Annotated in this window: 20 protein-coding genes and 2 riboswitches; of the genes, 16 read left to right on the forward strand and 4 right to left on the reverse strand. The window is 41.7% G+C overall.

Annotated features, from left to right (window positions below; genetic code table 11):
- Positions 1-11 precede the first annotated feature (11 nt).
- The 9 genes from leuS (at position 12) to DW015_RS08715 (ending at position 7,860) form a co-directional block, all read left to right on the forward strand.
- Entirely contained in the window at positions 12-2,420 is a 2,409-nt protein-coding gene (leuS, locus tag DW015_RS08675; protein ID WP_117905356.1) for a leucine--tRNA ligase, read from the forward strand.
- Between the two features lie 258 nt (positions 2,421-2,678).
- Complete coding sequence (gene rpsU, locus DW015_RS08680; protein WP_002847085.1) at positions 2,679-2,852, forward strand: 30S ribosomal protein S21; 174 nt, start codon at positions 2,679-2,681, stop codon at positions 2,850-2,852.
- A 38-nt stretch (positions 2,853-2,890) separates the two neighbouring features.
- Positions 2,891-3,394 carry a YqeG family HAD IIIA-type phosphatase gene (locus tag DW015_RS08685; RefSeq protein ID WP_278306127.1) on the forward strand — a complete coding sequence of 168 codons (504 nt, stop codon included), beginning with the start codon at positions 2,891-2,893 and terminating at the stop codon, positions 3,392-3,394.
- A gap of 24 nt (positions 3,395-3,418) precedes the next feature.
- Complete coding sequence (locus DW015_RS08690) at positions 3,419-4,273, forward strand: TIM barrel protein (RefSeq protein WP_117905357.1); 855 nt, start codon at positions 3,419-3,421, stop codon at positions 4,271-4,273.
- An 18-nt stretch (positions 4,274-4,291) separates the two neighbouring features.
- On the forward strand, positions 4,292-4,750 hold the full coding sequence (gene aroQ, locus DW015_RS08695; RefSeq protein WP_117905358.1) for a type II 3-dehydroquinate dehydratase: 459 nt from the start codon (positions 4,292-4,294) through the stop codon (positions 4,748-4,750).
- Positions 4,725-5,807 carry an aminopeptidase P family protein gene (locus DW015_RS08700; protein ID WP_242993256.1) on the forward strand — a complete coding sequence of 361 codons (1,083 nt, stop codon included), beginning with the start codon at positions 4,725-4,727 and terminating at the stop codon, positions 5,805-5,807. The genes aroQ and DW015_RS08700 overlap by 26 nt, the downstream gene beginning before the upstream one ends.
- A 139-nt stretch (positions 5,808-5,946) precedes the next feature.
- A complete protein-coding gene (efp, locus tag DW015_RS08705; RefSeq protein ID WP_022286889.1) occupies positions 5,947-6,504 on the forward strand; it encodes an elongation factor P in 558 nt (185 codons plus the stop codon).
- Between the two features lie 40 nt (positions 6,505-6,544).
- A complete protein-coding gene (locus DW015_RS08710; RefSeq protein WP_117905360.1) occupies positions 6,545-6,976 on the forward strand; it encodes a CD1247 N-terminal domain-containing protein in 432 nt (143 codons plus the stop codon).
- 30 nt (positions 6,977-7,006) lie between these two features.
- Positions 7,007-7,139, forward strand: a riboswitch (FMN riboswitch).
- Positions 7,140-7,236: 97 nt separating this feature from the next.
- On the forward strand, positions 7,237-7,860 hold the full coding sequence (locus DW015_RS08715; RefSeq protein ID WP_242993257.1) for an ECF transporter S component: 624 nt from the start codon (positions 7,237-7,239) through the stop codon (positions 7,858-7,860).
- 67 nt (positions 7,861-7,927) lie between these two features.
- Here the strand turns inward: DW015_RS08715 and metK are convergent, their stop codons facing one another.
- Positions 7,928-9,100, reverse strand: a complete 1,173-nt coding sequence (metK, locus tag DW015_RS08720; protein ID WP_038671975.1) for a methionine adenosyltransferase — start codon at positions 9,098-9,100, stop codon at positions 7,928-7,930.
- A gap of 87 nt (positions 9,101-9,187) precedes the next feature.
- Positions 9,188-9,286: riboswitch (SAM riboswitch) on the reverse strand.
- 187 nt (positions 9,287-9,473) lie between these two features.
- Between metK and DW015_RS08725 the strand changes: the two genes are divergently transcribed.
- Positions 9,474-10,037 carry a chromate transporter gene (locus tag DW015_RS08725; protein WP_117905378.1) on the forward strand — a complete coding sequence of 188 codons (564 nt, stop codon included), beginning with the start codon at positions 9,474-9,476 and terminating at the stop codon, positions 10,035-10,037.
- Positions 10,034-10,600, forward strand: coding sequence for a chromate transporter (locus DW015_RS08730; protein WP_117905361.1), 567 nt, complete (start codon positions 10,034-10,036; stop codon positions 10,598-10,600). The genes DW015_RS08725 and DW015_RS08730 overlap by 4 nt, the downstream gene beginning before the upstream one ends.
- A 54-nt stretch (positions 10,601-10,654) precedes the next feature.
- Here DW015_RS08730 and DW015_RS08735 read toward each other — a convergent pair whose 3' ends face one another.
- From DW015_RS08735 to DW015_RS08745, 3 genes are read right to left on the reverse strand one after another with little or no spacing between them, the layout of a single operon-like run.
- Complete coding sequence (locus DW015_RS08735; protein WP_117905362.1) at positions 10,655-11,866, reverse strand: NADP-dependent isocitrate dehydrogenase; 1,212 nt, start codon at positions 11,864-11,866, stop codon at positions 10,655-10,657.
- Positions 11,867-11,878: 12 nt separating this feature from the next.
- Positions 11,879-12,436, reverse strand: coding sequence for a DUF6630 family protein (locus DW015_RS08740; protein WP_117905363.1), 558 nt, complete (start codon positions 12,434-12,436; stop codon positions 11,879-11,881).
- Between the two features lie 24 nt (positions 12,437-12,460).
- A complete protein-coding gene (locus tag DW015_RS08745; RefSeq protein ID WP_117905364.1) occupies positions 12,461-14,401 on the reverse strand; it encodes an aconitate hydratase in 1,941 nt (646 codons plus the stop codon).
- A 235-nt stretch (positions 14,402-14,636) separates the two neighbouring features.
- On the opposite strand from DW015_RS08745, the gene DW015_RS08750 reads away from it, so the two are divergent.
- From DW015_RS08750 to DW015_RS08770, 5 genes are all read left to right on the forward strand, one after another.
- Positions 14,637-15,626 (forward strand): transglutaminase domain-containing protein, encoded by a 990-nt coding sequence (locus DW015_RS08750; protein ID WP_181979884.1) that lies wholly within the window; start codon positions 14,637-14,639, stop codon positions 15,624-15,626.
- A 9-nt stretch (positions 15,627-15,635) separates the two neighbouring features.
- Positions 15,636-16,409 carry a phosphoribosylformimino-5-aminoimidazole carboxamide ribotide isomerase gene (hisA, locus tag DW015_RS08755; protein WP_117905366.1) on the forward strand — a complete coding sequence of 258 codons (774 nt, stop codon included), beginning with the start codon at positions 15,636-15,638 and terminating at the stop codon, positions 16,407-16,409.
- A 126-nt stretch (positions 16,410-16,535) separates the two neighbouring features.
- Complete coding sequence (locus tag DW015_RS08760; RefSeq protein ID WP_117905367.1) at positions 16,536-17,618, forward strand: D-alanine--D-alanine ligase family protein; 1,083 nt, start codon at positions 16,536-16,538, stop codon at positions 17,616-17,618.
- Positions 17,611-18,420: a glutamate racemase gene (gene murI / locus DW015_RS08765; protein WP_022286900.1), complete on the forward strand. Its 810-nt coding sequence runs from the start codon at positions 17,611-17,613 to the stop codon at positions 18,418-18,420. The genes DW015_RS08760 and murI overlap by 8 nt, the downstream gene beginning before the upstream one ends.
- Positions 18,421-18,435: 15 nt before the next feature.
- Positions 18,436-18,873, forward strand: coding sequence for a DUF1934 domain-containing protein (locus DW015_RS08770; RefSeq protein ID WP_117905368.1), 438 nt, complete (start codon positions 18,436-18,438; stop codon positions 18,871-18,873).
- Positions 18,874-18,876: the final 3 nt, after the last annotated feature.

Here is an 18,876-nt window from a genome sequence, read left to right on the forward strand (position 1 = left end):
GATTGATAAAGATGAAAGAATACAATTTTTCGGCCATAGAAAGCAAATGGCAGAAATACTGGGACGAGCATAAGACCTTTGAGGCAAGCAATGACTTTTCAAAGAAGAAATTTTACGGACTTGTAGAGTTCCCTTATCCGTCAGGTCACGGAATGCACGTTGGTCACATCAAGGCATACTCAGGTCTTGAAGTTGTAAGCCGTAAAAGACGTATGCAAGGCTATAATGTTCTTTTCCCTATAGGCTTTGACGCTTATGGTCTGCCTACAGAGAACACAGCTATCAAAACAGGTGTTCACCCAAGAAAGGTAACAGACGATAACATCAAGAAGTTCACAGGTCAGCTTAAAAAAGTAGGCTTTTCATTCGACTGGTCAAGAGTTATTGATACGACCGATGAAAACTACTATAAGTGGACACAGTGGATATTCCTTAAAATGTTTGAGAATGGTCTTGTATTCAGAGATAAGACCCTCGTAAATTATTGCCCAAGCTGTAAGGTCGTTCTTTCAAATGAGGACTCACAGGGCGGTCACTGCGATGTTTGCCACAGCGAGATAGTTCAGAAAACTAAAGAAGTATGGTATCTGAGGATCACAGAATACGCTGACAAGCTTCTTCAGGGTCTTGAAGAAGTTGACTATCTGCCTAACATCAAACTCCAGCAGCAGAATTGGATAGGAAAATCAACAGGTGCATTTGTAAACTTCAAGATCAAAGAGCAGGACGAGCAGCTCAAGATCTACACTACACGTCCTGACACACTTTACGGCGTTACATTCATGGTAATCGCTCCTGAACATCCTATCATCCAGAAATACAGAAATAGTATTGCAAACATTGCTGATCTTGACGCTTATAAGACAGAGTGTGCAAAGAAGAGCGAATTTGAGAGAACTCAGCTCGTTAAGGATAAAACAGGCGTTAAGATAGACGGTCTGACAGCTATCAATCCTATCACAGGCAAAGAGATACCTATCTACATCTCAGATTATGTTATGATGGGATACGGCACAGGCGCTATCATGGCTGTGCCCGCTCACGATACAAGGGACTATGATTTTGCAAAGAAGTTCGGCATTGACATAATCGAAGTCATCAATGGCGGTGACATTTCTAAGGAAGCCTACACAGGCGACGGCGAAATGGTCAACTCAGGTGAGCTTAACGGCATAACAAACAAGAAAGAAGCTATCGAAAAGATGCTTACTGTTCTTGAAAAACTGGGCTGCGGTGAAAAGGGCGTTCAGTATAAGATGAAAGACTGGGCTTTCAATCGTCAGAGATATTGGGGCGAGCCTATCCCGATAGTACATTGCCCTCACTGTGGAATGGTCGCTGTGCCATATGATGAGCTTCCACTTAAATTGCCACCGGTGGAGAACTTTGAGCCTGGTACAGACGGCGAAAGCCCTCTGGCTAAGATAGACTCTTTCGTACACTGCAAATGTCCTAAGTGTGGCTGTGACGCAAAGAGAGAAACGGATACAATGCCACAGTGGGCTGGTTCTTCATGGTACTTCCTGCGTTATTGCGATCCTAACAACAATGATGAGTTTGCTTCACAGGAAGCACTGAAATATTGGATGCCTGTTGATTGGTATAACGGTGGTATGGAGCACGTTACACGTCATATGATCTATTCACGTTTCTGGCACAAGTTCCTCTACGACCTCGGTCTTGTACCAACTTCAGAGCCTTATGCAAAGAGAACAGCTCAGGGCCTTATCCTCGGACCTGACGGCGAGAAGATGAGTAAGTCAAGAGGAAACGTTGTTGACCCTAACGATGTTGTTGACGAATACGGTGCAGATGTTCTCAGACTTTATGTCCTGTTCATGGGTGACTATGAAAAGGCAGCTCCATGGAGCGAGAGCAGTGTTAAGGGCTGTAAGAGATTTGTGGACAGAATTTGGGCTTTGCAGGATAAGGTAGTTGACAGCAATGAGTACAGCGACAAGCTGAGATCGCTCATGCACAAGACTATCAAGAAGGTATCCGATGATATTGAGTCAATGAAGTTCAATACTGCTATTGCCGCAATGATGACGCTTCTTAATGAGATATATAATGTTGGCTCTATCACAAAGAAAGAGTTCAGAGATCTTCTTATCATACTCAATCCTTTTGCACCTCATGTTACAGAAGAACTTTATCAGATGATCGGTTGCGAGGGAGTTCTTGACGAGCAGGAGTGGGTAACATATGATGAAGCACTCTGCAAGGACGATACTATCGAGATCGTTTGTCAGATAAACGGCAAGGTAAAATCTAAGCTCACAATACCTACAGACGCAGCTAAGGACGACGTTATCGCACTTGCTAAGGCTGACGAAGCTATCGTTAAGGCAACGGAAGGCAAAAATATAGTCAAGGAAATCTATGTTCCTAACAAGCTTGTAAATCTGGTTGTAAAGTAAGCGAAAATTTCCTCAGAAAAATCAAAAAAAGAGCCAGAAAGCTATTGACTTTTTGGTGGAAATATAGTATAATTAAATTTGTAATTATATCGGTTTTATAAATTCCGCAGATTAAAGACAGAGCGGTCCGAAAGAGTAGGACTGGGGGAACGTAAAGCGTTTCAGTTTGCTTTTGCAGACACCTTCACTATCACCGTTGATTTTCGGAAATTCCGATAGAATTGCCTCTGTCACAGGTGGCAAAGGGAGGGAATAATTTTGGCAGAAATCCGTGTTGGAAAGAACGAAACTTTGGATACAGCACTTAAGCGTTTCAAGAGATCATGTGCAAGAGACGGCGTTATCGCAGAGGTTCGCAAAAGAGAACACTACGAAAAGCCTTCGGTAAAGCGTAAGAAGAAGTCCGAAGCTGCTCGTAAGCGTAAATACTAATATGTAATTAAAGGCGGGCATTTTTATGTCCGCTTTTTATTTTATACAACAGGAGTTTTTTTATGTTCAAACCAACTTATGTTTTTGACAAGGTAGGAGAGATAACCCCCGATTTTCTTGCTAAAAAGCATATCAAGGGGCTGCTCCTCGATCTTGATAATACGCTGACAACACATAACAATCCCGTTCCTCCGCAGTCGAGTCTTGATTGGCTTGCTAAGATGAAAGCGGCAGGGATAAAGCTTATGATCGTTTCAAACAATCATGCTCCAAGGGTAAAGCCTTTTGCAGAGCAGTTGGAGCTTGACTTTGTACCTGAAGGCAAAAAACCGCTGACCTTTGGATATACCAAAGCTATAGCTAAGCTGGGGCTTAATAAGAAAAATGTTGCGGCTGTGGGTGATCAGATATTCACTGACGTGCTTGGCTCAAATCTGAAAGGTATACGCTCCATATTCGTGTTCCCAATAGAGCCTGAAACGAGCTTGCCATTTCGATTTAAAAGAGCCTGTGAAAAGCCGTTTTTACCAAAGCTCAAATAGCATAAAACGAAAGGAATGATACTAATGTCGGCAAAATTCGGACCTGCGGGAAACAGCGAGGCTTTTTCCGTTAAATGTAAAACAACACTTCAAGCTCCGGGATATCTCGAAGCAATGGGGCTTGACCACTATGAATATCAGTGTGGCAGGGGAGTTAAGGTCTCCGATAAAATAGCTTTTGCCTTGAAAGATAAGGCTAAAGAGCATAATATCACGCTTTCGCTCCATGCGCCGTATTTTATTTCGCTTTCAAGCCTTGAAGCTGAAAAGCGTGACAACAGCATAAATTATATTCTGCAATCCTGTGACGCTGCAAGCAGAATGGGTGCTGATAGAATTGTTATCCATTCAGGAAGCTGTGCGAAAATAAGCAGAGAGGACGCTTTGGAACTTGCTAAAGATACTCTCACAAGGGCAAGAAAAACAGCCGTTGAGCAGGGCTTTGAGCATATCGTTTTTTGCCCTGAAACTATGGGTAAGGTAAATCAGCTTGGTAACTTAACAGAAGTGCTGGAGCTTTGCAAGCTTGATGATACGTTCCTGCCCACAATAGATTTCGGACATCTCAACGCAAGAGAGTTCGGCTATATAAAAGGTAAGGCAGAGTATGAGAAAATGCTTGATGAAGTGGAAAATGCTATCGGTCACGACAGGCTTAAAATATTCCACAGCCATTTTTCTAAGATAATGTTTACAAATCCAGGCGGTGAGAAAAAGCATCTGACTTTTGACGATAATCAAGGCTTTGGACCTGACTATGAGCCGCTTATGGAGATAGTCGCAAAGAAAGATCTTTCGCCTATATTCGTCTGTGAAAGTGCAGGCACTCAGGACAAAGACGCACTGACAATGAAGAATTATTATTTGTCGGTGAAATAAAGATAGGAGAGTATTGATATGAAAAAAATACTTGTTATACATGGTCCTAACCTTAATCTTCTGGGCGAGCGTGAGCCTGGAGTTTACGGTACAGATACATTTGAGAGCATAAACAACAAGATAATCGAGCATGCAATGAAATATGAGTTTCACTGCGACGTTTATCAGTCAAACCATGAGGGTGAAATAATCGACAAGCTTCACCTTGCTAGAAAAAATTATGACGGCGTTATACTTAACGCAGGCGCTTATACACACTATAGCTATGCTATCAGAGACGCCATCGCTGCAATAAAGATTCCTGTCGTTGAGGTACATCTGAGCAATATACACTCCCGTGACGAATTCAGACACACTTCTGTTATCGCACCTGTATGCGTGGGTCAGATAAGCGGGTTCGGAAAGTATTCATACTACATGGCTGTTGACGCTTTGTATTACAAATGGAAAAATGAAAGCGGTGCAGACAATGACTGATCTTGAAAAACTTTGTTCACGAGTAACAGAAGCGGCAGATTGTGCTGTTATCACTGACGATGTGAACAGAAGATATTTCACTGCAATGAAATCAAGTGCAGGAACACTAGTGGTTTTTCCGGAAAAAGCGTATTTTATCATAGATTTCAGATATATTGAAAAGGCAAAGAAAACTGTCACAGCCTGTGAAGTCATTTTACAGGACAAGCTCTATGAGCAGATAAACAGCCTTATTGAAAAGCATGGTGCAAAAACAGTTTCTGTTAATGCCGATACCTGCACACTTTCCGAGCTTATCGCATATCAGCAAAAGCTTAATGCTGAGGTCATCGCAGATACAAAGCTTGCGGAAATAATAAGAGAGATCAGAACAGTTAAATCCAAAGAGCAGATAGACAAGATAATTAAAGCACAGCGTATCGCTGAAAAGGGTTTTGCACATATGCTTGACTTTATCAAGGTCGGCAGAACTGAAAAAGAAATTCAGCTGGAGCTTGACTATTATATGCTTAAAAATGGTGCTGAGGCTCTGTCTTTTGACACTATTGCACTTTCAGGCTCTAATACTTCGCTTCCACATGGTGTACCATCTGACAAAAAAATTGAGAGCGGTGAGTTCGTGCTTATGGATTTCGGAGCAACTTATGATGGCTGGCACAGCGATATGACTAGAACTGTATGCGTAGGCAAACCTAGTGATAAGATGAAGTCTGTATACGAAACTGTTCTTACTGCACAGCTTACAGCCCTTGACGCAGTAAAGGCAGGTATGTCAGGAAAAGCACTTGACAAAATAGCAAGGGATATCATAACTGAAGCAGGCTATGGAGATAATTTCGGCCATTCTCTCGGACATGGTGTGGGAGTTGAGATACATGAAAGCCCTTATGCTTCGCCTAGCAGGGAAGATATATTGCCTGAAAATTCGATCGTAACAGTAGAGCCAGGTATTTATCTTGAGGGCAAGTTTGGTGTGAGAATAGAAGATTTTGTTGTTGTTACAGAAAACGGCTGTATCAATATGACAAAAGCCCCTAAAGAGCTTATTTGCTTGTAACTTTTTTTGATTTTTTGGTAAAAAAGTTTTCAAAAGCTATTGCAATAAACAAATAAATATGGTAAAATAAATATAGAGGTATGCGGACATTTTGAACTGTGTACACATTAATTAAGAATGTTTATGGAGGTACTAAATAATGGTAACTGCTGGTGATTTCAGAAACGGCGTGACTTTTGAAGAGGACGGCAACGTAATGCAGATCGTAGAGTTTCAGCACGTTAAACCTGGTAAGGGTGCAGCGTTCGTCAGAGCAAAGGTTAGAAATGTAATTTCAGGTTCTGTTGTTGAAAAGACATACAATCCAACAGCTAAATTCCCAACAGCATATGTTGAGAGAAAGGATATGGAGTATTCTTACAATGACGGCGATCTTTATTATTTCATGGATCCAGAGAGCTATGAGCTTGTTCCAGTAAACAAGGCTGAGCTTTCAGATAACTTTAAGTTCGTAAAGGAAAACATGGTATGTAAGATCCTTTCTTACAAGGGTACAGTATTCGGCGTAGAGCCTCCATACTTTGTTGATCTTGAAGTAACAGAGACAGAGCCTGGTATCAAGGGCGATACAGCTACAAATGCTACAAAGCCTGCAACAGTTGAAACTGGTGCTGAGATCAGAGTTCCTCTGTTCATCAACACAGGCGACAGAATAAGAATCGATACTCGTACATGTGAGTACATGGAAAGAGCGTAAGTTTTAGCCTTTACGGTTTTTTAGAAACGGAGGGAATATTATGGAGCTGTCAAAGAAGGTTGCATATTTAAAGGGACTTATGGAAGGTCTTAAAATTGACGATTCCACAAATGAAGGCAAGATCTTGACAATTATGGCTGATATCCTTGATGAGATGTCTGCTACAGTTGAAGATATTGCCGAAGAAGTTGACGAAACAGTTGAGCTTGTAGATACTCTTGACGAGGATCTCGGCGAGATAGAAGATCTAATTTACGGTGATGATGATGACGACGATTGTTGTTGCGACGATGATTGTTGTTGTGACGATGATGATGATGACGCTATGTACGAGTGTGTGTGCCCTAACTGTGGTGACACAATAATGCTTGGCGAGAACATTATCGCTGATGGTTCTATTGAATGTCCAAACTGTGGAGAGAGCCTTGAGTTTGATTTCTCAGAAATTGAGGACGAGGACAACGAGGATTGATCTCATAAAAAGTGTTCAGCAAAATTTAATAATGTGTTTCAGGGGTGGTGAAATTCCACACCGGAGGTGATCGAATAGTATTCGTAAGTCCTCGACCGCAGAAATGCGCTGATTCGGTGAAAATCCGAAACCGACGGTAAAGTCCGGATGGAAGAAACGACAGATCAATAACGCATAAATTGCACCCTGATTTTATTTTCAGGGTGCTTTTGCTTTTGCTGCTGTTTCTCCCGATAATTTTATTATTTGGAGGAATTAAAATGACAAGTGATAACACTATGCCAAGAAATAAAACTTTTACAACAAGAAAAATGGTAACGGTGGCAATGCTCAGCGCCATAGCTACTGTGATATATTACCTTGATTTTCCTGTGCCACTTATGCCGGGATTTATCAAGCTTGACCTTTCAAACGTTATATCCCTGCTGGCAGGTTTCTCGATGGGACCTATTGCAGGCGTGATCGTTTGCCTTATCAAGAACGTTATCCAGTTGATTATAAAGGGACTAGGCACAACAATGGGTATCGGCAACATCTTCGACTTTGTAACAAGCGCAGCTTTTGTGCTGACGGTTTCTGTTATATACCACAAGAAAAAAACCAGAAAGAATGCTATCATAAGCTGTATCATTGGCACTTTGGTTTTCACAGTAATAAGCTTGCCTTTGAATTATTTTATCGTTTATCCTATATACTTTAAAGCATTCGGCGGAGAAGCTGCTATACTCGGTATGTACCAGCAGATAATGGGTAGCGTAAAGAATATTTTCTCTGCACTGTGTATTTTCAATCTGCCTTTTACTTTTGTGAAGGGTATTATTTGTGCATTGGTCACAATTCTTATTTATAAGCCTTTGTCGCCTATTCTTAAAGGCAAAGACTAAAACAAAATTAATGCTGAACACAAAAAAAGCCTTGGCAGGCACATTCCTGTCAAGGCTTTGATATTTATTATTTAACTGCTTCAAGAAGATCATTGATCTTGTCTGTCTTTTCCCAAGCTACATCAAGATCCTCACGTCCCATATGACCATAAGCTGCAAGCTGCTTGTACTGTGGCTTTCTAAGGTCAAGGCTTTTGATTATTGCAGCAGGGCGAAGGTCAAATACCTTTTCTACAGCTGCCTCTATCTTTTCATCAGAAACCTTTCCTGTGCCGTATGTGTCGACCATGATTGAAACAGGGTGAGCAACACCGATAGCATACGCAAGCTCAACCTCGCACTTCTTGGCAAGACCTGCTGCAACGATATTCTTTGCAACATATCTTGCAGCATATGTTGCGCTTCTATCAACCTTTGTAGGATCTTTTCCAGAGAAAGCACCACCACCATGACGAGCATATCCACCGTATGTGTCAACGATTATCTTTCTTCCTGTCAGACCGCTGTCGCCCTGAGGACCGCCGACTACAAATCTTCCTGTTGGGTTTACAAAATAAGTAGTGTTCTCATCAAGAAGTTCAGCAGGGATAACTGTCTTTATAACGTTCTCGATAATATCTTCTCTTATCTGCTCCAGTGTTACAGCGTCATCATGCTGTGAAGAAACTACAACAGCGTCAACTCTTGTTGGCTTGCCGTCATCATATTCAACTGTTACCTGAGTTTTTCCGTCCGGTCTGAGATATGGCAAAGTGCCGTTCTTTCTAACTTCTGTAAGTTTAAGTGCAAGCTTGTGAGCAAGTGATATAGGCATTGGCATAAGTTCAGGTGTTTCGTCGCAAGCAAAACCGAACATGATACCCTGATCGCCTGCACCTGTATCGAATGCGTTTTCAGCTCTGCCTTCGAGAGCGTTGTCAACACCCATTGCAATATCAGGCGACTGCTTGTCTATAGTTGTGAGGACTGAGCAGGTGTGTCCGTCAAAACCATACTTGGCTCTGTCATAGCCTATACCGACAACTGTATCTCTAACGATCTGTGGTATGTCAATTATAGCCTTTGTTGTTATCTCGCCCATGCACATTACTACACCTGTTGTAGTGACCGTTTCGCAGGCAACTCTTGACATAGGATCCTGCTCCAGCAGAGCGTCAAGTATAGCGTCAGAGATCTGATCGCATATTTTGTCAGGATGTCCCTCAGTAACCGACTCAGATGTAAATAAATACTTTGACATAAAAATACCTCTTTTCTGAATATTTGTTAATCTAAAAACAGCCACAAAAAAAGCGCTTCATTCCGAAACGCTTGAAATTACTCAATTTCCTCATCTTTCGGAAATAACCGCAGGATTTAGCACCTTAACTAACGCTAGGTTGCTGGGCTTCACAGGACCTGTTTCCTCCACCACTCTTGATAAGGCTATTTAATTTTAACAAAATATATTATACACCATATATCGACTATTGTCAACTGTTTTACACATAATTATAGATTATTTTAATGTTTCGTAATAAATCAGCAAATGCTAATGAAAGCATTGACTTACTAGGACAAGTTCGTTATAATATAAAAAGAGGTGAATTTTTTTGAAAAATGACAATTCAAATATGAAAACATTGTTTCTGACCTTTCTTAAGATAGGCGTTTTTACCTTTGGCGGAGGATATGCAATGATAGCCTTGCTTGAAACAGAATTTTGTGTGCGCAAAAATTGGCTTGATAAAAAAGAATTTCTTGATATGACCGCCATATCAGAATCCACCCCCGGACCAACAGCTGTAAACAGTGCTACATATATCGGCTACAAAATAGGCGGTGTGCTGGGTGCTCTTGCGGCAACTGTCGGTGTGTGCATACCGTCGTTTTTTATAATATACATAATATCACTTTTCTTTGACAAATTTCTGTCTTTAAAAGTAGTCTATGCCGCATTCCGTGGCATTCAGGTGGGCGTAATATATCTCATACTTACTGCAGGATTAAGAATGTTGAAAGCCCTTGATAACACATTGCTTGACAAAATTATAATGCTTGGAGTTTTCATAATGATGATACTTTTCACACTTTTTTCTGTGAAGTTTTCATCAGTATTTTATATTATCATAAGTGGTGCTGTGGGCATTGCCGTGTATCTGATTAAAACCCTCAGAAAGGGAAGTACAATAAAATGATATATCTCAAACTTTTTCTCATTTTTCTTGAAATAGGCGCAGTGTCATTTGGCGGAGGATATGGAATGATATCCATTATCCGTGAAAAAGTTCTTACCTTTGGCTGGCTCAGTGAGGACGAATTTGTGAATTTTATTGCCGTATCTGAGTCCACCCCTGGACCACTTGCAGTGAACATGGCGACCTTTGTAGGCTCATCGCAGGCAGGCTTCATAGGCGGATTGATAGCCACTCTTGGCGTTGTGTTGCCTTCGTTCGTGATAATATTCATCATAGCTTCGATCATGAAAGATTTGCTTAAATACTCAGGGGTAAAAGCAATGCTTTCAGGCATTCGTCCTTGCGTTGTTGCAATGATACTCGCTACTGGCATTACAATGGCTTTATCTTCACTGCTAAATATCACCACCATAAATTCAAAGCCTGCTTTTGACCATAAAGCGTTGATAATATTCCTGCTCATAGCCTTGGCAGATGTGCTTATTTTGAAACTGAAGAAATTCAAGCTCTCACCGATCACAATTATCGTAAGCTCCGCCTTTCTCGGCATAATATTCTATTAAAAAAAGCTGTAACACCACAAAGTGCTACAGCTTTTAATATTTGTGATATGAAAATTAACCCAAAAGCTTTTTAAGTCTCTCGTCAACAGCCTTAAGGAAGTCCACTGTATTTACTTTCTTCTTATTTTCAAGTGTAGAAAGCAGATAAAGATCACCTGTCATAACACCGTCTTCGATAGTTTCGATAGTTGCCTTTTCAAGACAATCAGCAAAGTTCATAAGCTCAGGCAGGTTATCGAGTTCGCCTCTTTTTCTCAGAGCGCCTGTCCATGCGAACAGTGTGGCAACTGAGTTTGTAGAAGTTTCTTCGCCCTTGAGGTGCTTGTAATAGTGTCTCTGAACAGTGCCATGTGCAGCTTCGTACTCATAAATGCCGTCAGGTGAAACAAGAACAGAAGTCATCATAGCCAGTGAGCCATATGCTGTAGCTACCATGTCAGACATTACGTCACCGTCATAGTTCTTGCAGGCCCAGATATAACCGCCGTTTGAGCGAATAACTCTCGCAACAGCGTCGTCGATAAGAGTATAGAAATACTCGATACCAGCCGCTTCAAACTTAGCCTTGTACTCGTTATCGTATATCTCCTGGAAGATATCCTTGAATGTGTGGTCATACTTCTTTGAAATAGTATCCTTTGTAGCAAACCAAACATCCTGTTTCTTATCAAGTGCAAAATTAAAGCAAGCTCTTGCGAATGAAGCGATAGAAGTTGACTTGTTGTGCTGACCCTGAATAATACCGTCGCACTCAAAGTTGTAAATTGTTTCTCTAGTTTCCTTGCCGTCCTTGTCAGTGCAAACAAGCTCTGCCGTTGAACCAGCAGGGCACTTCATTTCAACGTTCTTATAAACGTCGCCGTATGCGTGACGAGCGATAGTGATAGGCTTTGTCCATGTAGGAATGTATGGAGTGATACCCTTAACAAGGATAGGAGTTCTGAAAACTGTTCCGTCAAGGATAGCTCTGATAGTGCCGTTAGGGGATTTCCACATTTCCTTGAGGTTGTATTCAGGCATTCTTGCAGCGTTAGGTGTGATAGTTGCACACTTAACAGCAACGCCGTATTTCTTTGTAGCGTTTGCAGAATCAACAGTTACCTGATCGTCGGTCTCATTTCTATGAACAAGACCAAGATCATAGTATTCTGTTTTAAGGTCAATATATGGAGTAAGAAGAATATCCTTTATATCCTGCCAGATAATTCTGGTCATTTCGTCGCCGTCCATTTCAACGAGCGGTGTTTTCATCTGAATTTTTGCCATTGGTAAGACCTCCTATAAAGTAATAATGGAATATCCGTTGTTTTTAGCTATCGCAGATATCTTTTTGTAAACGTCAAGACTTGCAATAATGAGCTCATAGCTGTCGCTGTCAATATCTATCATACATATGCAAGCACCTTTGAGATTGCTGTTTAACTTATGTACAAACGCATCAGCGTCATCATCGTCATCAGCCTCAAAGTCGTCTGTATAGGTTTCGATCAAGCTGTAGTTTTTAAGCTGTGAAAGTCCCCAGATAATATTCTCGACCTCCTCTGAATAGTCGCAAGGGAAGAGATAGCCGTTTTCTTCAAGTTCGTCTATCATACCTATCCAGCAGATATCGTCAATATCATTTGCTTCCCTGTCAGAAACAACTACGCCTCTTTGCAAATATCTTGAAGCGTTTTTTTCAGCATAAGCCCAAGGATTGCTTGCACACTCACGAAGAGCTGAAACGACTTCGCTGTTATTATCTGTGATAAGTGCGGCAATATCAGCAATGAAAGAATATTCTTTCACCGCTGATGTGTTATCCTTTGCACCAAAGAGTTTCGAGAAAATCCCCATAGGAAACCTCCATATCAAGCTCGATTATTTTGAAAGCTGTTCTCTTGTGTAGTCAAGCAGACCGCCTGCGAGAATGATATCCTTTGTTCTGCCTGTAAGCTCGCAGAGAACTGGTATCTCAACACCTGTTGTCTTATTCACAACAGTAAGCTTAGACATATCAGCCTCAACATCTGCACGAACGTCAGCAAGAACGATCTCATCGCCCTGATTTATCTTGTCATAGTCAGCTTCATTTACAAATGTGAGCGGAAGGATACCTGCGTTGATAAGATTAGCTCTGTGTATTCTTGCAAAGCTCTTAACAAGAACAGCCTTTATGCCAAGATAGAGAGGAGCAAGTGCTGCGTGTTCTCTTGATGAACCCTGACCGTAGTTTGAGCCGCCAACGATTATTGACTTGCCCATGTTCTTTGCACGTCTTGGGAAGTCCTCATCACATACTGTAAAGCAATGCTGTGAAATAGCAGGGATATTTGAACGCAATGGAAGTATCTTCGCACCGGCAGGCATGATATGGTCTGTTGTGATATTGTCACCCACCTTAAGTGATACCTGACAATCAATGCTGTCATCAAGCGGTGAAGTCTGTGGGAAAGGCTTGATATTTGGTCCTCTAAGAACCTCAACGCTGTCCATATCAGCCTCGTCAGCTGGCGGAACAACCATATTGTCGTTTATCTTGAAATGTTCAGGAAGCTTGAACTCAGGCATATCTCCAAGTGTTCTTGGGTCAGTGAGGTAGCCTGTGAGAGCTGAAACAGCAGCCATTTCAGGTGATACCAGATAGATCTGACCGTCCTTTGTGCCTGAACGTCCCTCGAAGTTTCTATTGAATGTTCTAAGTGAAACACCCTTTGAGTTAGGTGACTGACCCATACCGATACATGGGCCGCAAGCGGATTCAAGTATTCTTGCGCCTGCTGCTATCATATCAGCAAGTGCGCCATTCTCGGCGATCATGTTAAGTACCTGCTTTGAGCCTGGAGCGATCGCAAGTGAAACGCTAGGGTCAACGGTCTTGCCTTTAAGAATGTGAGCTACTTTCATCATGTCAACATAAGAAGAGTTTGTGCATGAGCCGATACAAACCTGATCTATCTTAAGCTTTCCGATCTCATTTACGCTCTTAACGTTGTCAGGAGAATGAGGACAGGCAGCCAGTGGTACGAGCTGTGAAAGATCGATATCTATCTGTTCGTCATAAACAGCGTCATCATCAGCCTTTAGCTCGCTCCATACGTCAGCTCTGTCCTGAGCCTTCAGAAATGCAAGTGTTGTTTCGTCAGAAGGGAAGATAGATGTAGTTGCACCAAGCTCAGCACCCATATTTGTGATAGTTGCTCTCTCAGGGACTGTAAGTGTCTTTACGCCCTCGCCGCAGTATTCTATAACTTTACCTACGCCGCCCTTTACAGACATTCTTTTGAGAACTTCAAGGATAACGTCCTTAGCTGATACCCATGGAGAAAGCTTGCCTGTGAGATTTACCTTTACTATCTTAGGATATGTGATGTAATAAGCACCACCACCCATTGCAACTGCAACGTCAAGTCCACCTGCACCTATAGCGATCATTCCGATACCACCGCCTGTTGGAGTGTGGCTGTCAGAACCTATAAGGGTCTTACCTGGTATACCGAAACGCTCAAGATGTACCTGATGACAGATACCGTTTCCGGGACGTGAAAAATAAATGCCGTGCTTCTTGCAGACAGAACCGATAAATCTGTGGTCGTCGGCATTCTCAAAGCCTGACTGAAGCGTGTTGTGGTCGATATAAGCTACAGACTTTTCCGTTCTGACACGAGGGACGCCCATTGCCTCATATTCAAGATAAGCCATTGTACCTGTTGCGTCCTGAGTAAGCGTCTGGTCGATACGGATACCGATCTCCTGACCCTTAACAAATTCGCCGTCAACAAGATGTGCTTTAAGTATTTTTTCTGTTAAAGTAAGTCCCATTGTAACAACAATCCTTTCAAAAATAACTGATATTAATATTTTATAACAAATTGCGATTTTTGTCAAGGTAAATATAAACATTTGCTTTATTTTATAGCGCTTTAGTGCATATTTTTGCATGGTATACGTCAATTTACTGTATAAATTTTCATTTCTTACGATATCCTTACTTGACACGGCAAAGCGTATATTATATAATAGTTTTGTTATCAGAGAAAACAAGGCGGTGAAAAGCATGAAAGCAAAAACTGTTTTGATATTATTATCGGCGGTGATACTATGTCTGACAGGCTGTACAGAGTCACAAAAGCCCACAACAGTTGTGGATAATTCCTCTGCCGTGACTACATCATCAAGTGCTGACAGCGAAAGCGGAAATGATAAATACTATGACAGCACGCCTATATCTCAGGCTTATCTCTCAGGCAATACAGCAAATCTTGATGATAAACAGCTTGAAATATACAACAAAGCCGTTTCAGTCATTGAAAAACTTATTACCCTTGACATGAACGATTACGAAAAAGAGCTTGCGGTACATGATTATATAGTCGGCTGTGCAAGCTATGACGAAGCACATCTCAATGCGCTTGGTATTGGCCTGCCAAACTCTGATAATCCATATGGCTGTCTTATAAACGGAAAAGCAATATGCTCAGGCTATTCCACAACGTTTCAGCTTTTTATGGATATGCTGGAAATACCCTGTAAGACCATATACGCCACAGATTTTGATGGCGACGATCACTCATGGAACATAGTTCAGATAGGCGGTAGTTGGTATTATGTTGACGTCTGCTGGGACGACCCTATCCCTGACTTTACGGATAGACCAATAAGGCACAAGTATTTTAACGTTTCAAAAGAATACATGAAAACAAAACACGTCTGGGACGATACAGAGCTTCCTGATACAGATAGTATAAAGTTCAGCTATATTACGCAGACAGTTACGCATATAAACTCGGTAAATGAGATAGAGGGTCTAATGGAAAAGGCTTTGGATAATATGCAAGACAGCGTGGCGGTAACGTCAGATATGAGCGATTTCCAATTCAGTGAAACTGACTGGATAGACACGAACTTCAATGAGAGAAATATCAAAGGGCTTAGCAAAGTGTTTGACAGCTTTTGCAGTAAGCACACAGATTATGACGTTTACTGTCAGCGTGTGCAAAACGGCAATGACATAGTTTTAGTGATATACATGAGAAAATTTGAATAGGAGAGAGCAATGAAATTCAGACCTTGCATAGATATCCATAACGGTAATGTAAAACAGATAGTGGGCGGAAGCCTTTCTGACAAAAACAATTATGCTGTGGATAACTTCGTTTCAGAATATGACGGTGCATATTATGGCAAGCTTTATAAGTCATACGGACTGACAGGAGGACATATTATTATATTAAACCCAGCAGGCAGCGAATTTTACAACGCAGACCTCGAACAAGCCTACAGTGCATTATCTGCATTTGAGGGCGGATTGCAGATAGGTGGCGGTATAAATGATGAAAACGCCGCACAATTTCTTGAAAAGGGCGCAAGCCATGTTATCGTGACAAGCTTTGTTTTCAAAAACGGTGTTGTTAATTTCGATAATCTGAACAGACTGGTGAAGTCCGTTGGCAAAAGCAGACTTGTTCTTGACCTTTCCTGCCGCAAAAGGGACGGAAAGTATTATGTTGTGACAGACCGTTGGCAGAAATTCACCGATATTGAAATGAACAGTCAGGCCCTAGAAATGTTCTCAGAATACTGCGATGAGTTTCTTATCCATGCCGTTGACACAGAGGGCAAAGCAAAGGGCATTGAGCCGCAGATAGCAAAGATAATGGGAGAATACTGCACCATTCCATCGACCTATGCTGGGGGAATTTCATCATTTGACGACCTCGATACGCTAAAAGAACTCGGCAGGGGAAAGATAGATTTCACCATAGGCTCAGCACTGGATATATTCGGCGGCAATATGAGCTTTGAAAAAGTCGCTGCCTACGGCAAATAGTCCTGCCTTATGCAATAAACACAATATTTATAGCTGTTTGCTGCATATTTTGGCACAAAAAGATTTGCAATTTTAGCGGAAATATGTTATAATATTATGATACTAATTCAGAAAGGACGAGTTTTTATGTCTAAGATCCGAGTTGCCGTTATTTTCGGCGGAAAATCAAACGAGCACGACGTATCTGTTGTTTCTGCAACTCACGTTATAAAGAGCATACCAAAGGACAAATATGATGTTATTTGTATCGGAATAACAAAAAAAGGTCACTGGATGAAATATATAGGAGATGTTGACGATATTGCGTCAAACAAATGGGAACAGCACCCTGATAATGTTCCATGCGTTCTCAGCCCTGACCCTCTTCACAAGGGCTTTATCGCTCTTGGCGAAAACGGCGAATATCAGAATGTAAAAGTTGACGTTATTTTCCCAGTCCTTCACGGAAAGAACGGTGAAGACGGCACTATTCAGGGGCTTTTTCAGCTTGCTGAGATACCATTTGTAGGCTGTGACTGCATATCCTCTGCAAACTGCATGGATAAGGGACTTACACACACTGTTCTTGACGCAAATGGCATAAAGACAGCAAAGTGGGTAGGCATTATAACCTCAGAGCTTTCACATCTTGACAAAAAGTGTGACGAAATGGAAAGCAAGCTTGGCTATCCAATGTTCGTCAAGCCTGCAAACTGCGGTTCTTCTGTGGGCGTTTCAAAAGCTAAGGACAGAGACGAGCTTAAATCTGCCATAAAGCTTGCTTTTGCTCATGACAGCAAGGTCATTGTAGAAGAAACTATAGTTGGCATGGAGTGCGAGTGTGCGGTAATGGGCAATGACGAGCCTTTTGCTTCAACTGTCGGTGAAGTATGCTCCGCAAATGACGAATTTTACGATTTTGACGCAAAATATAATGACGCCGCTTCCAAAACGCTTATCCCTGCAAGAATGAGCGAGGAGAGCATTGAAGAAATAAGAAAGACGGCTGTCAAGGCATACAGAGCAATGGGCTGCAGCGGACTTTCAAGAGTAGACTTCTTCCTTATGAAAGATGGCACTGTTATTCTTAACGAGATAAATACTCTCCCAGGTCACACGCCTATAAGTATGTATCCACAGCTTATGCAGTACGAGGGAATGACCCCTGCACAGCAGGAAGATAAGCTTATCAAGCTGGCGCTTGATAAGGCGGAGGTTGATTATGAATAACGCCGCCATTGGAGTTTTCGACTCAGGAGTTGGCGGGCTTACCTGTGTGAAAGAGCTTATAAAGCTTCTGCCAAATGAAAATATCGTTTATCTTGGCGACACGGCAAGAGTGCCATATGGCTCAAAAAGCAGAGAGACTATAATGAGCTATGCCAGACAGGATATAGAGTTTCTTAAACAGCATAACGTTAAAATGATACTCGTTGCTTGCGGTACAGTTTCTTCTGTTTTGCCTGCAATGGATATAAAGTCAGATATCTCCATAAGCGGAGTTGTTGAGCCTGCGGTAAAGGCTGCCTGCTCTGCTACAAAGAATAATAGGATAGGCGTTATAGCCACAAGTGCGACCATAAAGAGCGGCATTTACGGCAAAGCTATAAGAAGCATTAACCCTAACATCAAGGTGGTCGGCAAGGCTTGTCCTATGTTCGTGCCACTGGTAGAGAATGGCTATACTGCCCCTGATTGCGTGCCTGCAAGGTATATCGCACAGGAGTATCTTGAAATAATGAAAAAAGAAGACGTTGATACGCTTATTCTCGGATGTACTCACTATCCACACCTCACTGAACTAATTTCAGATATAATGGGCGAGGGCGTAACACTTGTTTCATCAGGTGCAGAGCTTGCGAAATATGCACTCAACTCCCTTTCATACAGCGATGATACGGCTGAAAGAGAAGAGCGTGAGAGTCTTGAGCTTTACTGTACTGACAGCGTTGAGCTGTTTTCTGAGAATGTTGAACGTTTTCTCGGAAACAATATCAATGCACAAATATCAAAATGCAGCCTAAAGCTGTAAACTGGAGGATTTTATTTGACCAGCAAGGAAGTATCAATAAAACTTGTTAGCCGTCAAAGCGACGGTAATGCCAAAGAAGAAACAGAGCTTATCTCAGCAGGACTTTATGAAGCAACCGAAAAAGGATATCGCATATCGTATGAGGAGTCTGAGGCAACAGGATTTGAAGGAAGCGTTACAACGCTAGAAACCGAAGGCTGCCGCAAGGTGACTATGAACAGAACCGGAACGGTTGAAGCGAATCTTGTTGTTGATATAGGCGAAAAGCAGCATTGCGTTTATGGCACTCCATACGGTGATTTTATGATAGGCATAACCGCTAAAACCATAAGATCAGATCTTGACGAAAACGGTGGAATGCTTTTCTTTCACTATGTTTTAGATGTCAATTCAAGCTATATCGGTGATTTTGAGATAGCTATAGAAGTAAAAGCGGCAAATGTTGTCGCATAATTA

Source organism: Ruminococcus sp. AF37-20, from assembly GCF_003460465.1.
Classification (GTDB): domain Bacteria; phylum Bacillota; class Clostridia; order Oscillospirales; family Ruminococcaceae; genus Hominimerdicola; species Hominimerdicola aceti.